The organism is Enterobacter ludwigii (assembly GCA_023023105.1).
Taxonomy (GTDB): Bacteria; Pseudomonadota; Gammaproteobacteria; order Enterobacterales; family Enterobacteriaceae; genus Enterobacter; species Enterobacter adelaidei.
Genome location: CP083824.1, coordinates 788,092 through 802,091 on the forward strand (window position 1 = coordinate 788,092; position 14,000 = coordinate 802,091).

Here is a 14,000-nt window from a genome sequence, read left to right on the forward strand (position 1 = left end):
CATGGCAGATTACCAGGGCAAAAAAGTCGTTATCATCGGGTTGGGCCTTACCGGCCTTTCCTGCGTGGACTTTTTCCTCGCACGCGGCGTGACGCCACGGGTGATGGATACGCGTGTCTCCCCGCCGGGTCTGGACAAGCTGCCGGAACAGGTTGAACGCCACCTTGGTGGTCTGAATGATGACTGGTTGCTGGCAGCCGATCTTATTGTCGCCAGCCCGGGTATGGCCCTGGCGCATCCGTCACTGAGCGCTGCTGCTGATGCGGGCGTTGAGATTGTCGGCGATATCGAACTGTTCTGCCGCGAAGCACAGGCACCGGTTATTGCCATTACCGGTTCTAACGGCAAAAGCACCGTAACCACGCTGGTGGGTGAGATGGCGAAAGCTGCAGGCATGAACGTAGGGGTAGGCGGTAATATCGGCCTGCCAGCGCTGATGCTGCTGGACAAAGGCTGTGAACTATATGTCCTCGAGCTTTCCAGCTTCCAGCTGGAAACGACCTCCAGCCTGCACGCTGCCGCTGCGACGATCCTTAACGTGACCGAAGATCATATGGACAGATATCCATTTGGTCTGCAGCAGTACCGTGCCGCCAAGCTGCGCGTGTATGAAAATGCCAAAGTTTGTGTGGTCAATGCGGATGACGCGCTGACCATGCCAGTGCGTGGGGCGGATGAACGCTGCATTAGCTTCGGTATTACCATGGGTGATTACCACCTGAACCGTCAGCAAGGGGAAACCTGGCTGCGGGTAAAAGGTGAGAAAGTGCTGAACGTCAAAGAGATGAAACTCTCCGGTCAGCATAACTATACCAATGCCCTGGCAGCACTGGCGCTGGCGGATGCGGTAGGTTTACCGCGCTCTTCCAGCCTGAAAGCGTTGACCACGTTTTCCGGTCTGGCGCATCGTTTCCAGCTGGCGCTGGAGCATAACGGCGTTCGCTGGATTAACGACTCCAAAGCTACCAATGTGGGCAGCACTGAGGCTGCGCTGAACGGCCTGCACGTTGACGGCACGCTGCATCTGCTGTTGGGCGGCGACGGTAAGTCAGCCGATTTCTCCTCCCTGAAGCAGTATGTTACTGGCGATAACATTCGTCTCTACTGCTTTGGTCGTGACGGCAGTGAACTGGCTGAACTGCGCCCTGAGGTAGCCGAGCAAACCGAAACCATGGAACAGGCTATGCATCTTATTGCCCCACGTGTGAAGCCTGGCGATATGGTACTGCTCTCTCCGGCGTGCGCCAGTCTCGACCAATTCAAGAATTTCGAACAGCGTGGTGATGTCTTTACCCGCCTGGCGAAGGAGTTAGGCTGATGCGTTTATCTCTCCCTCGCCTGAGAATGCCGCGCCTGCCAGGATTTGGGATCCTGGTGTGGTTGTTTGCGGCACTGAAAGGCTGGGTGATGGGCTCTCGTCAAAAAGATAACGACAGCCTGATCATGTACGATCGCACGCTGTTCTGGCTCACGCTGGGGCTGGCAGCTGTCGGTTTTATTATGGTGACATCGGCCTCAATGCCTGTTGGACAGCGTCTGGCGAACGATCCTTTCCTGTTTGCCAAGCGTGATGGTCTGTACATCATCCTGGCATTCTGCCTGGCGTTGGTGACTTTACGTCTGCCGATGGAGTTCTGGCAGCGGCACAGTACGGCAATGCTGATTGCTTCGATCATCATGCTGCTGATCGTTCTGGTGGTGGGGAGCTCCGTAAACGGGGCATCGCGCTGGATTGCCTTTGGCCCGCTGCGTATTCAGCCTGCGGAATTTACCAAGCTCTCCCTGTTCTGCTACCTGGCTAACTACCTGGTGCGTAAAGTGGATGAAGTGCGTAACAATCTGCGCGGCTTCTTAAAACCGATGGGCGTGATTCTGGTGCTGGCGGTATTACTGCTGGCGCAGCCTGACCTGGGTACCGTTGTTGTACTGTTTGTTACCACCCTCGCCATGCTGTTCCTGGCGGGCGCAAAGCTGTGGCAGTTCATCGCCATCATCGGCATGGGTATTTCGGCGGTCGTGCTGCTGATCCTCGCCGAGCCTTATCGTATCCGCCGTGTGACATCCTTCTGGAACCCGTGGGAAGACCCGTTCGGCAGCGGTTATCAGCTGACTCAGTCGTTGATGGCCTTTGGACGTGGTGAGGTCTGGGGGCAAGGCCTGGGCAATTCCGTTCAAAAGCTGGAGTATTTACCGGAAGCGCATACTGACTTCATCTTCTCCATTATTGCGGAAGAACTGGGTTATATCGGTGTGGTATTAGCGCTATTAATGGTATTCTTCGTCGCTTTCCGCGCCATGTCTATTGGCCGAAAAGCGCTGGAAATCGATCACCGTTTCTCAGGTTTCTTAGCCTGCTCAATTGGTATCTGGTTTAGTTTCCAGGCATTGGTTAACGTCGGGGCCGCAGCAGGTATGCTGCCGACCAAAGGCCTGACGTTGCCGTTGATCAGTTATGGTGGTTCGAGTCTGTTGATCATGTCGACAGCCATCATGTTTTTGTTACGCATAGATTATGAGACGCGTCTGGAGAAAGCCCAGGCGTTTACACGAGGTTCACGATGAATCAACCGAAGCGGTTAATGGTGATGGCAGGCGGTACCGGGGGGCATGTGTTCCCGGGGCTGGCGGTTGCGCACCATTTAATGGATCAGGGCTGGCAGGTTCGCTGGCTTGGAACCGCAGACCGCATGGAAGCCGATCTGGTGCCGAAGCACGGGATCGAGATCGACTTTATTCGTATTTCTGGCCTGCGTGGCAAAGGTATAAAGGCGCTACTCCTGGCGCCGGTGCGGATTTTTAACGCCTGGCGTCAGGCGCGTACCATCATGAAGCGCTTTAAGCCGGATGTGGTACTGGGCATGGGCGGTTATGTGTCTGGTCCTGGCGGGCTGGCTGCATGGTCGTTAGGTATCCCTGTCGTATTGCATGAGCAGAACGGAATTGCCGGCCTGACTAACAAATGGCTGGCGAAAATTGCCACCAAAGTCATGCAGGCGTTTCCCGGCGCGTTCCCGAAAGCGGACGTCGTGGGTAACCCGGTTCGTGTGGATGTGCTGGCACTGCCGCTGCCGGATGCTCGCCTGACGGGCCGTGAAGGGCCGGTTCGTGTGCTGGTCGTCGGCGGTTCTCAGGGCGCGCGCATCTTAAACCAGACGATGCCGCAGGTTGCTGCAAAGCTGGGGGATGCCGTTACCATCTGGCACCAGAGCGGAAAAGGTGCTCAGCAGACCGTTGAGCAGGCTTACGCCGAAGCGGGGCAGTCGCAGCATAACGTTACGGAGTTTATTGATGACATGGCAGCAGCATACGCCTGGGCCGATGTCGTCGTTTGTCGCTCAGGCGCGCTGACGGTGAGCGAGATCGCCGCCGCCGGTTTACCCGCGCTGTTTGTGCCGTTCCAGCACAAAGACAGACAGCAGTACTGGAATGCGCTGCCGCTTGAGAAAGCGGGTGCCGCAAAAATATTTGAGCAGCCACAATTTACCGCCGATGCGGTCGCCACCACCCTGGCGGGCTGGAACAGAGACGTATTACTGGAGATGGCAGAACGCGCGCGCGCGACCGCTATTCCTGATGCGACGGAACGGGTGGCAAAAGAAGTGAGCCTGGCTGCCCAGGCTTAACCCTCGCAGCGCGTGTTGCGCTGCACGAATTTTAAGTAGTCGATGGCGTTTAGAGAATGAATACACAACAACTGGCAAAACTGCGTTCAATCGTGCCCGAGATGCGTCGCGTCCGGCACATTCACTTTGTTGGCATCGGTGGTGCTGGCATGGGCGGTATTGCCGAAGTGTTAGCTAACGAAGGTTATCAGATCAGCGGGTCTGACCTCGCGCCAAACCCTGTTACGCAGCAACTGGCGTCGCTTGGGGCGACTATATATTTCAACCATCGCCCGGAAAACGTGCGCGATGCGAGCGTGGTGGTGGTATCGAGCGCCATCTCCTCTGACAACCCGGAAATTGTTGCCGCCCATGAAGCGCGAATTCCGGTGATCCGCCGTGCAGAAATGCTGGCGGAACTGATGCGTTTCCGCCACGGTATCGCCATTGCCGGTACCCACGGTAAAACCACGACCACGGCGATGGTCTCCAGTATTTATGCGGAAGCGGGTCTCGACCCGACGTTCGTCAATGGTGGTCTGGTCAAAGCCGCAGGCGTACATGCGCGTCTGGGACACAGTCGTTATTTGATTGCGGAAGCAGATGAGAGCGACGCGTCGTTCCTGCACCTGCAGCCGATGGTGGCGATTGTCACTAACATCGAAGCTGACCATATGGATACCTACCAGGGTGACTTCGAGAACTTAAAACAGACTTTCATCAACTTCCTGCATAACCTGCCGTTCTATGGACGCGCGGTGATGTGCGTGGACGATCCCGTGATCCGCGAGCTGCTGCCGCGTGTCGGGCGTCAAATCACCACTTATGGTTTCAGCGAAGATGCTGATGTCCGTGTGGAAGATTACAAACAGATTGGTGCGCAGGGGCATTTCACCCTCGCGCGTCAGGACAAAGAACTGCTGCACGTGACGCTGAATGCTCCAGGCCGTCATAACGCCCTGAATGCGGCAGCGGCCGTTGCTGTTGCAACGGAAGAAGGTATTGATGATGAGGCGATTCTGAGGGCGCTGGAGAGCTTCCAGGGGACTGGCCGTCGTTTCGACTTCCTCGGTGAATTCCCGCTGGACGCCGTGAATGGTAAAGCCGGTACCGCGATGCTGGTGGACGACTACGGCCACCATCCGACCGAAGTGGACGCGACCATCAAAGCCGCGCGCGCTGGCTGGCCTGACAAGAATCTGGTCATGATCTTCCAGCCGCACCGCTTCACGCGTACCCGCGATCTGTATGACGACTTCGCCAGCGTGCTTTCACAGGTCGATACCCTGTTAATGCTGGATGTTTATTCTGCAGGCGAAACCGCGATTCCAGGTGCAGACAGCCGTTCATTATGTCGTACCATTCGTGGCCGCGGGAAAGTTGACCCTATTCTGGTTTCTGACCCGGCGCAGGTGGCAGAAATTCTGGCACCAGTACTGACAGGTAACGATTTAATTCTGATTCAGGGTGCCGGAAATATCGGCAAAATCGCCCGTACCTTAGCCGAAATCAAACTGAAGCCGCAAACCCAGGAGGATGAGCATCATGGCTGATAAGATTGCTGTCCTGTCTGGTGGTACCTCCGCAGAGCGCGAGGTTTCCCTGAATTCCGGTGCGGCGGTGCTGGCGGGTCTGCGTGAAGGTGGCGTCAATGCCCATCCGGTCGATCCGAAAGAGACGGATGTGACGCAACTGAAAGCGATGGGTTTCGATAAGGTCTTTATCGCGCTGCACGGTCGTGGTGGCGAAGACGGTACCCTGCAAGGGTTGCTGGATTTAATCGGCATGCCGTACACCGGCAGCGGCGTGATGGCTTCCGCGATCTCTATGGATAAACTGCGCAGCAAATTGCTGTGGCAGGGGGCAGGCTTGCCTGTCGCGCCATGGGTTGCACTGACTCGTCGCGAATTTGAATTGGGCCTGTCGGATAGCGTTAATACACGCATTGCTGAACTGGGCTTACCGGTTATTGTTAAGCCGAGTCGGGAAGGTTCAAGTGTTGGGATGTCCAAAGTTGATAAAGCTGAAGATTTATCAGCCGCTTTAGAACTGGCATTTCAACATGATGAAGAAGTTCTGATTGAGAAATGGCTCAGCGGACCGGAATTTACCGTTGCGATGCTTGGCGAAGAAATTTTACCGTCAATTCGTATCCAACCCGCTGGAGTCTTCTATGATTATGAGGCGAAGTATCTCTCTGATGAGACGCAATATTTCTGCCCAAGTGGTCTTGAAGCAGAACGTGAAGCAGATTTACAGTCCCTGGTGCTTAAAGCCTGGAATGTTCTAGGATGCCGCGGCTGGGGACGCATTGATGTCATGCTCGACAGTGATGGCCAATTTTATCTGCTGGAAGCCAATACTTCGCCAGGCATGACCAGCCACAGCCTTGTGCCTATGGCTGCGCGTCAGGCGGGAATGAGTTTCTCGCAGTTAGTCGTACGTATTCTGGACCAGGCGGGCTGATATGTCTCAGGCTGCATTGAACACACGCAACCGCGATGACGAAGAAGAATACACTTCTTCACGCCGGAGTAATGGAACGCGTCTTGCAGGGATTATTTTCCTGCTCGGGGTGCTGTGCACCGTGTTTATCAGCGGCTGGATGGTCCTGGGCTGGATGGAAGACGCACAACGGTTACCGCTTTCTAAGCTGGTGGTCACCGGTGAACGTCACTACACGCGAAACGATGATATTCGCCAGTCAATTCTGGCGCTGGGATCGCCTGGCACCTTTATGACTCAGGACGTCAATATTATCCAGAGCCAGATTGAACGTCTGCCGTGGATAAAACAGGCGAGTGTAAGAAAGCAATGGCCTGATGAATTGAAGATTCATCTGGTTGAATATGTGCCCATTGCGCGTTGGAATGATCAGCACATGGTTGACGTAGACGGAAATTCCTTCAGCGTCCCGACCGATCGTGTCAACAAGCAAAATCTACCGATGTTGTATGGCCCTGAAGGTAGCGAAAATGAAGTGTTACAGGGTTTTCGCGAAATGGGACAGGTGCTGGCAAAAGACAGGTTCACGTTAAAAGATGCTGCCATGACGGCACGCCGCTCCTGGCAGTTGACGTTAACGAACGGCATAAAGCTTAACCTGGGGCGCGGCGACACAATGAAGCGTCTGGCGCGTTTTGTAGAACTTTACCCGGTTTTACAGCAGCAGGCACAGACTGACGGCAAACGGATAAGCTACGTTGATTTGCGCTATGACTCAGGCGCAGCAGTCGGTTGGGTACCGGCTCCGGTCGAGGAACCTAATCAGCAACAGAATCAGGCACAGGTACAGGCAGAACAACAATGATCAAGGCGACGGACAGAAAACTGGTAGTTGGACTGGAGATTGGCACCGCGAAGGTTGCCGCTTTAGTAGGGGAAGTTCTGCCCGACGGTATGGTCAATATCATTGGCGTGGGCAGTTGCCCGTCCCGTGGTATGGATAAAGGTGGGGTAAACGATCTTGAATCGGTGGTGAAATGCGTACAGCGCGCTATCGATCAGGCTGAATTGATGGCAGATTGCCAGATTTCTTCTGTCTATCTGGCCCTTTCTGGTAAGCATATTAGCTGCCAGAACGAAATCGGTATGGTGCCGATTTCTGAAGAAGAAGTAACACAGGAAGACGTTGAAAACGTTGTGCATACGGCGAAATCCGTGCGTGTCCGCGATGAGCATCGCGTACTGCATGTGATCCCGCAGGAATATGCCATCGACTACCAGGAGGGTATCAAGAACCCGGTAGGTCTTTCTGGCGTGCGTATGCAGGCAAAAGTGCACCTGATCACATGTCACAACGATATGGCGAAGAACATTGTAAAAGCTGTTGAACGTTGTGGCCTGAAAGTTGACCAACTTATTTTCGCCGGTCTGGCGGCAAGTTATTCCGTGCTGACCGAAGATGAACGTGAACTGGGCGTCTGTGTGGTCGATATTGGTGGTGGTACAATGGACATGGCCGTATATACCGGCGGTGCTCTGCGCCACACCAAAGTGATCCCTTACGCAGGGAATGTTGTGACCAGCGATATTGCTTACGCTTTTGGTACGCCACCGAGCGATGCAGAAGCGATTAAAGTGCGCCATGGTTGTGCGCTGGGGTCTATCGTTGGGAAAGATGAGAGCGTTGAAGTGCCAAGCGTAGGTGGTCGTCCACCGCGCAGTCTGCAACGCCAGACGCTGGCAGAGGTGATCGAGCCGCGCTATACCGAGCTGCTCAATCTCGTCAACGAAGAGATTTTACAGTTACAGGAACAGCTTCGTCAGCAGGGTGTTAAGCATCATCTCGCGGCGGGGATTGTATTAACCGGCGGTGCAGCGCAAATTGAAGGTCTTGCAGCCTGTGCTCAGCGCGTGTTCCATACGCAGGTGCGTATTGGTGCGCCACTGAATATCACCGGTTTAACGGATTATGCTCAGGAGCCTTATTATTCAACGGCTGTGGGCCTGCTTCACTATGGGAAAGAATCTCATCTCAGTGGCGAAGCAGAAGTGGAAAAACGCGTCTCAGTGGGGTCGTGGGTCAAACGACTGAACAACTGGTTGCGAAAAGAGTTTTAATTTTTTTAAGAGACCGGAGAGAATTAGCGGTCTCGGGCGACAGGCACAACGGAGAGAGAAATTATGTTTGAACCTATGGAACTGACCAACGACGCGGTGATTAAAGTCATCGGCGTCGGTGGCGGCGGCGGTAACGCCGTAGAGCATATGGTGCGCGAGCGCATTGAAGGCGTTGAATTCTTTGCGGTTAACACCGATGCGCAGGCACTGCGTAAAACGGCTGTTGGCCAGACTATCCAGATCGGCGGTGGTATCACCAAAGGGCTGGGCGCTGGGGCTAACCCGGAAGTCGGTCGCAATGCGGCTGAAGAAGATCGTGAAGCCCTGCGTGCTGCACTGGAAGGTGCGGACATGGTCTTCATCGCAGCAGGCATGGGCGGCGGTACCGGTACTGGTGCTGCACCTGTTGTGGCTGAAGTTGCGAAAGATTTAGGTATCCTGACCGTTGCTGTTGTGACCAAGCCTTTCAACTTTGAAGGCAAGAAGCGCATGGCCTTTGCGGAGCAGGGTATCACCGAGCTGTCCAAACATGTGGACTCTCTGATCACCATCCCGAACGACAAGCTGTTGAAAGTTCTGGGCCGCGGTATCTCCCTGCTGGACGCCTTTGGCGCAGCAAACGACGTGCTGAAAGGCGCGGTTCAGGGTATCGCCGAACTGATCACCCGTCCTGGCCTGATGAACGTTGACTTTGCAGACGTTCGCACCGTGATGTCCGAAATGGGCTACGCGATGATGGGCTCTGGCGTGGCGAGCGGTGAAGACCGTGCAGAAGAAGCGGCTGAAATGGCTATCTCTTCTCCACTGCTGGAAGATATCGACTTGTCTGGTGCGCGCGGCGTGCTGGTCAACATTACCGCTGGCTTTGACCTGCGTCTGGATGAGTTCGAAACCGTGGGTAACACCATTCGTGCGTTCGCCTCTGACAATGCGACTGTGGTAATCGGTACTTCCCTTGATCCGGAAATGAACGACGAACTCCGCGTGACTGTGGTTGCCACCGGTATCGGTATGGACAAGCGTCCTGAAATCACGCTGGTGACTAACAAACAGACTCAGCAACCGGTAATGGACCGTTACCAGCAGCACGGTATGTCTCCTTTGACTCAGGAGCAGAAACCGGCCGCGAAAGTGGTTAATGACCCAACACCGCAAACCGCGAAAGAGCCAGATTATCTGGATATCCCGGCGTTCCTGCGTAAGCAAGCTGACTAAGAATTGGCTGGAATTTGGGGATTTGCGCTCTTTGTGCTAAACTGGCCCACCGTTAGTGATATACACTCTCGGTCGGATAGTTAATTTGGCGAGATTATACGATGATCAAACAAAGGACACTTAAACGTATCGTTCAGGCGACTGGCGTCGGTTTACATACCGGCAAAAAAGTCACACTGACGTTACGCCCTGCGCCGGCCAATACCGGGGTCATCTATCGTCGCACCGACTTGAATCCACCGGTAGATTTTCCGGCCGATGCCAAATCTGTGCGTGATACTATGCTCTGTACTTGTCTGGTGAACGAGCATGACGTGCGGATTTCTACCGTAGAGCACCTGAACGCCGCCCTGGCGGGTCTGGGTATCGACAACATTATTGTTGAAGTTGATGCGCCAGAAATCCCGATTATGGATGGCAGTGCTGCTCCGTTCGTTTATCTGTTGCTGGATGCCGGCATCGAAGAACTGAACTGCGCGAAGAAATTTGTTCGCATCAAAGAGACCGTTCGTGTCGAAGATGGCGACAAGTGGGCTGAATTCAAACCGTACAATGGTTTCTCGTTGGACTTTACCATCGACTTTAACCATCCGGCGATTGATTCCAGCACCCAACGCTATGCGATGAACTTCTCTGCTGATGCATTCATGCGCCAGATCAGCCGTGCCCGTACATTTGGCTTCATGCGTGATATCGAATATCTGCAGTCCCGCGGCCTGTGCCTGGGCGGCAGCTTCGATTGTGCCATCGTTGTTGACGATTATCGCGTACTGAACGAAGACGGCCTGCGTTTCGAAGATGAATTCGTTCGTCACAAAATGCTGGACGCTATTGGCGACCTGTTCATGTGTGGTCACAACATCATTGGTGCATTTACCGCGTTCAAATCCGGTCATGCGCTGAACAACAAACTGTTGCAGGCCGTCCTGGCAAAACAGGAAGCCTGGGAATATGTGACCTTCGAAGACGAAGCAGAGCTGCCTCTGGCGTTCAAAGCACCAAGCACGGTTCTGGCGTAACGGTACAAGCCGTTTCGTAAAAAATCGACTGGTTAACCTGGTACTCTCTCCGACCAGGGGAACCAGTCATTTTTATTTATACCTATCTTCATTTTTGCCCTCAGTCCCTCAATCCGTTGCCATACGTTGAAAATCTGTGCGTTAGCTGCATTCTTGACCGTTTTTCCCCGCAGTAGCATGTCATTCCTGCTGCTGTGTATTGGCTTTAGTGGTAATATCTGGGCGCTTAAAAGAATAACTGACTTCAGCTTGTAAAGGCTGACTTATGTGGTGGAGCAAGTGAGCGGAATACTGACGCGCTGGCGACAATTTGGCAGACGTTACTTCTGGCCGCATCTCTTATTAGGGATGGTCGCGGCGAGTCTCGGCTTGCCTGCGCTCAGTAACAGTGCTGAAGCAGCGACACCGCCGAAAACCTCCACAACCAAACACGATCTCAATACGCGGGTTAACTTTACGAACCTCGCGTGGCTTGAAGCCAGTCGCCGCCCGAATTTCTCAGTAGATTACTGGCACCAGCACGCCATTCGCACGGTTATCCGCCATTTGTCATTTGCGATGGCACCGCAGGCAATGCCTGTTGCTGAAACGGCGCGGCCGGAGCAGGCTCAGCATCTTGCCCTGCTCGATACGCTCAATGCGCTGCTCACTCAGGATAGCCAGCCACCGGTCATGGTGCGTCAGACGGCGCGATTCGCGTTCGTTTCTCCTGCCTCATTCTCCGTTTCAACATGGATTAGCCAGGTTCACGGTATTCGCGCCGGGCCGCAACGCCTCAGCTAAATTAACTTTTTCAATACCTTAATTTATCTGCCCACGATGGGGCGTTTGAGAATTTATTATGCTAATCAAATTATTAACCAAAGTTTTCGGTAGTCGTAACGATCGTACCCTGCGCCGTATGCGCAAAGCCGTCGCAGTCATCAACGGTATGGAACCGGCGATGGAGAAGCTCTCTGATGACGAGCTGAAAGCCAAAACGGCAGAATTCCGTGCGCGTCTGGAAAAAGGTGAAACCTTAGAAAGCCTGATCCCGGAAGCTTTTGCCGTGGTCCGTGAAGCGAGCAAGCGTGTGTTCGGCATGCGCCACTTCGATGTTCAGCTGCTGGGGGGTATGGTGCTCAACGAACGCTGCATCGCGGAAATGCGTACCGGTGAAGGTAAAACCCTGACCGCAACGCTGCCGGCATACCTGAACGCGCTGACCGGTAAAGGCGTTCACGTCGTCACCGTCAACGACTATCTGGCACAGCGTGACGCCGAAAACAACCGTCCACTGTTCGAATTCCTCGGTATGACTGTCGGCATCAACATGTCTGGTCTGCCTGCGCCAGCCAAGCGTGACGCGTATAACGCGGATATTACCTACGGTACGAACAACGAATACGGTTTCGACTACCTGCGTGACAACATGGCGTTCAGCCCGGAAGAGCGCGTACAGCGTAAGCTGCACTATGCGCTGGTGGATGAGGTGGACTCCATCCTGATCGATGAAGCGCGTACTCCGCTGATTATCTCCGGCCCGGCTGAAGACAGCTCTGAGATGTACCGTAAAGTCGACAAAATCATTCCACACCTGCTGCGTCAGGAGAAAGAAGACTCCGATACCTTCCAGGGTGAAGGCCACTTCTCCGTTGATGAAAAAGCGCGCCAGGTGAACCTGACCGAGCGTGGTCTGGTGAAAATTGAAGAACTGCTGGTCGCTGAAGGCATCATGGAAGAGGGAGAGTCTCTGTACTCTCCGAGCAACATCATGCTGATGCACCACGTGACCGCAGCCCTGCGTGCCCATGCCCTGTTTACCCGCGACGTCGACTACATCGTAAAAGACGGCGAAGTGATCATCGTCGATGAACACACCGGCCGTACCATGCAGGGGCGTCGCTGGTCTGATGGCCTGCACCAGGCTGTGGAAGCCAAAGAAGGTGTGGATATTCAGAATGAAAACCAGACGCTGGCGTCTATCACCTTCCAGAACTACTTCCGTCTGTACGAGAAGCTGGCGGGCATGACCGGTACTGCCGATACCGAAGCGTTTGAATTCAGCTCCATCTATAAGCTGGATACCGTGGTGGTGCCAACCAACCGTCCAATGATCCGTAAGGATATGCCGGACCTGGTGTACATGACCGAAGCGGAAAAAATTCAGGCGATCATCGAAGATATTCGCGATCGTACTGCGAATGGTCAGCCGGTTCTGGTAGGGACCATCTCCATCGAGAAATCCGAAGTGGTTTCTCACGAGCTGACTAAAGCGGGTATCAAACACAACGTTCTGAACGCTAAATTCCACGCTAAAGAAGCAGATATCGTTGCGCAGGCGGGTTATCCGGCTGCGGTGACCATTGCCACCAACATGGCGGGCCGTGGTACCGATATTATGCTTGGCGGTAGCTGGCAGGCTGAAGTGGCTGAACTGGAAAACCCAACGCCAGAACAGATTGCGCAGATCAAAGCCGACTGGCAGGTTCGTCATGACGCGGTTCTGGCATCCGGTGGTTTGCACATTATCGGTACCGAGCGTCACGAATCTCGTCGTATTGATAACCAGCTGCGTGGTCGTGCGGGTCGTCAGGGTGATGCCGGTTCTTCCCGCTTCTACCTGTCTATGGAAGATGCGCTGATGCGTATTTTCGCCTCTGACCGTGTATCCGGCATGATGCGTAAGCTGGGCATGAAACCAGGCGAAGCCATCGAGCACCCGTGGGTCACTAAAGCGATTGCAAACGCGCAGCGTAAAGTGGAAAGCCGCAACTTTGATATTCGTAAGCAGCTGCTGGAATATGATGATGTGGCTAACGATCAGCGTCGTGCGATCTACACCCAGCGTAACGAACTGCTGGACGTGTCTGACGTGAGCGAAACCATTAACAGCATTCGCGAAGACGTATTCAAAGCGACTATCGACGCGCATATTCCACCGCAGTCTCTGGAAGAGATGTGGGATATCGAAGGTCTCCAGGAACGTCTGAAAAACGACTTTGACCTCGATCTGCCAATCAAAGAGTGGCTGGACAAAGAGCCTGAGCTGCATGAAGAGACGCTGCGCGAACGTATTTACGAAACTGCGCTGGATGTCTACAAGCGTAAGGAAGAGGTTGTTGGCGCCGAGATGATGCGTCACTTCGAAAAAGGTGTAATGCTGCAGACCCTGGACTCACTGTGGAAAGAGCACCTGGCGGCGATGGACTACCTGCGTCAGGGTATCCACCTGCGTGGCTATGCACAGAAAGATCCGAAGCAGGAATATAAGCGTGAATCCTTCTCGATGTTTGCGTCGATGCTGGAGTCGCTGAAATATGAAGTGATCAGCACCCTGAGCAAGGTTCAGGTGCGTATGCCGGAAGAAGTGGAAGCGATGGAGCAGCAGCGTCGCGAAGAAGCTGAGCGTCTGGCGCAGATGCAACAGCTGAGCCACCAGACTGATGACAGTGAAGCCGCAGCGGCGATCGCAGCGCAGACGGGCGATCGTAAAGTGGGCCGTAACGATCCGTGCCCATGTGGTTCCGGTAAAAAATACAAGGCGTGCCACGGCCGTCTGAACTAAGTTCATGAAAAAGCAAAAAGGCGCAGACATCTGCGCCTTTTTTATGGAAGTGAC

11 protein-coding genes are annotated in these 14,000 nt (G+C 54.2%); all 11 read left to right on the forward strand.

What is annotated here, in order from left to right:
- Position 1 precedes the first annotated feature (1 nt).
- The 11 genes from murD (at position 2) to secA (ending at position 13,946) form a co-directional block, all read left to right on the forward strand.
- Positions 2-1,318 carry a UDP-N-acetylmuramoyl-L-alanine--D-glutamate ligase gene (gene murD, locus LCD46_03670; protein UOY71445.1) on the forward strand — a complete coding sequence of 439 codons (1,317 nt, stop codon included), beginning with the start codon at positions 2-4 and terminating at the stop codon, positions 1,316-1,318.
- Positions 1,318-2,562, forward strand: a complete 1,245-nt coding sequence (gene ftsW, locus LCD46_03675) for a cell division protein FtsW (GenBank protein ID UOY71446.1) — start codon at positions 1,318-1,320, stop codon at positions 2,560-2,562. The genes murD and ftsW overlap by 1 nt, the downstream gene beginning before the upstream one ends.
- Positions 2,559-3,623 (forward strand): undecaprenyldiphospho-muramoylpentapeptide beta-N-acetylglucosaminyltransferase, encoded by a 1,065-nt coding sequence (gene murG / locus LCD46_03680; GenBank protein ID UOY71447.1) that lies wholly within the window; start codon positions 2,559-2,561, stop codon positions 3,621-3,623. Before ftsW ends, murG begins: the two co-directional genes overlap by 4 nt.
- A 56-nt stretch (positions 3,624-3,679) precedes the next feature.
- Positions 3,680-5,155, forward strand: a complete 1,476-nt coding sequence (gene murC / locus LCD46_03685; protein UOY71448.1) for a UDP-N-acetylmuramate--L-alanine ligase — start codon at positions 3,680-3,682, stop codon at positions 5,153-5,155.
- A complete protein-coding gene (locus tag LCD46_03690; GenBank protein UOY71449.1) occupies positions 5,148-6,068 on the forward strand; it encodes a D-alanine--D-alanine ligase in 921 nt (306 codons plus the stop codon). The genes murC and LCD46_03690 overlap by 8 nt, the downstream gene beginning before the upstream one ends.
- 1 nt (position 6,069) lies before the next feature.
- Positions 6,070-6,912 (forward strand): cell division protein FtsQ, encoded by an 843-nt coding sequence (gene ftsQ / locus LCD46_03695; GenBank protein ID UOY71450.1) that lies wholly within the window; start codon positions 6,070-6,072, stop codon positions 6,910-6,912.
- Entirely contained in the window at positions 6,909-8,165 is a 1,257-nt protein-coding gene (ftsA, locus tag LCD46_03700) for a cell division protein FtsA (GenBank protein ID UOY71451.1), read from the forward strand. Before ftsQ ends, ftsA begins: the two co-directional genes overlap by 4 nt.
- A 63-nt stretch (positions 8,166-8,228) precedes the next feature.
- Positions 8,229-9,380: a cell division protein FtsZ gene (ftsZ, locus tag LCD46_03705; protein ID UOY71452.1), complete on the forward strand. Its 1,152-nt coding sequence runs from the start codon at positions 8,229-8,231 to the stop codon at positions 9,378-9,380.
- A gap of 101 nt (positions 9,381-9,481) precedes the next feature.
- A complete protein-coding gene (gene lpxC / locus LCD46_03710; GenBank protein ID UOY71453.1) occupies positions 9,482-10,399 on the forward strand; it encodes a UDP-3-O-acyl-N-acetylglucosamine deacetylase in 918 nt (305 codons plus the stop codon).
- A gap of 279 nt (positions 10,400-10,678) precedes the next feature.
- Positions 10,679-11,182, forward strand: coding sequence for a secA translation cis-regulator SecM (gene secM / locus LCD46_03715; GenBank protein UOY71454.1), 504 nt, complete (start codon positions 10,679-10,681; stop codon positions 11,180-11,182).
- Between the two features lie 58 nt (positions 11,183-11,240).
- Positions 11,241-13,946, forward strand: a complete 2,706-nt coding sequence (gene secA, locus LCD46_03720) for a preprotein translocase subunit SecA (protein UOY71455.1) — start codon at positions 11,241-11,243, stop codon at positions 13,944-13,946.
- The last annotated feature ends 54 nt before the right edge of the window (positions 13,947-14,000 follow it).